Annotated in this window: 1 protein-coding gene; it reads right to left on the minus strand. The window is 50.2% G+C overall.

Going from position 1 to position 660, the window contains the following annotated elements:
• Positions 1-660, minus strand: a 660-nt coding sequence (locus ACTHUR_RS14880) for a calcium-binding protein (RefSeq protein ID WP_440399366.1), incomplete at both ends; no start/stop codon positions are given.

Genomic DNA, 660 nt, shown 5'->3' on the forward strand with positions numbered 1-660 from the left:
GTAGTCGCCGTGGCCGGTTACTTGGTAAGTGCTACCGTCAGCAAACTTGAAGTTTTCAACTTTGTGATTGTTACCGGTAAACCAGTCGTCGATGGTAATGCTGTCGTTAGTACCAACAGAAACAGTCAGGTTAGCACCAGATTTGCTCAGCAATACGTCGGAAGCTGCAACGCCTTTACCGAACAACAGGGTGTCATTACCGCTTTCCTCACGGATAGTGTCGTGACCATAACCTTTGTCGAAGAAGTAAGTGTCGTTACCGGTACCGCCGATCAGGATGTCGTTGCCGACACCACCGTCGAGGTAGTCGTTACCATCTTTGCCAACCAGGCAGTCGTCACCGGCCAAACCGTACAGATGGTTGTTGCCGCCGTTACCTTCGATGTTGTTGTTCAAAGAGTTACCGGTACCGTTCAGGTTTTGCATACCTTGCAAGAACAGGTTTTCAACGTGATCGGTCAAGGTGTAGTCAATAACGGTACGAACAGTATCGATACCGGCTTGTGCATTGCCGTACTCGATAACTTGGTCGTTGGCATTGTCAACGAAGTAAACGTCGTTACCGTCGCCACCGCGCATGATGTCAGCACCGGAACCACCGTTCAGGTAGTCATTGCCAGCACCACCTTGCAGGTAGTCTTTACCTTCTTCACCGTACAG

The organism is Neisseria sp. P0021.S007, assembly GCF_051956855.1.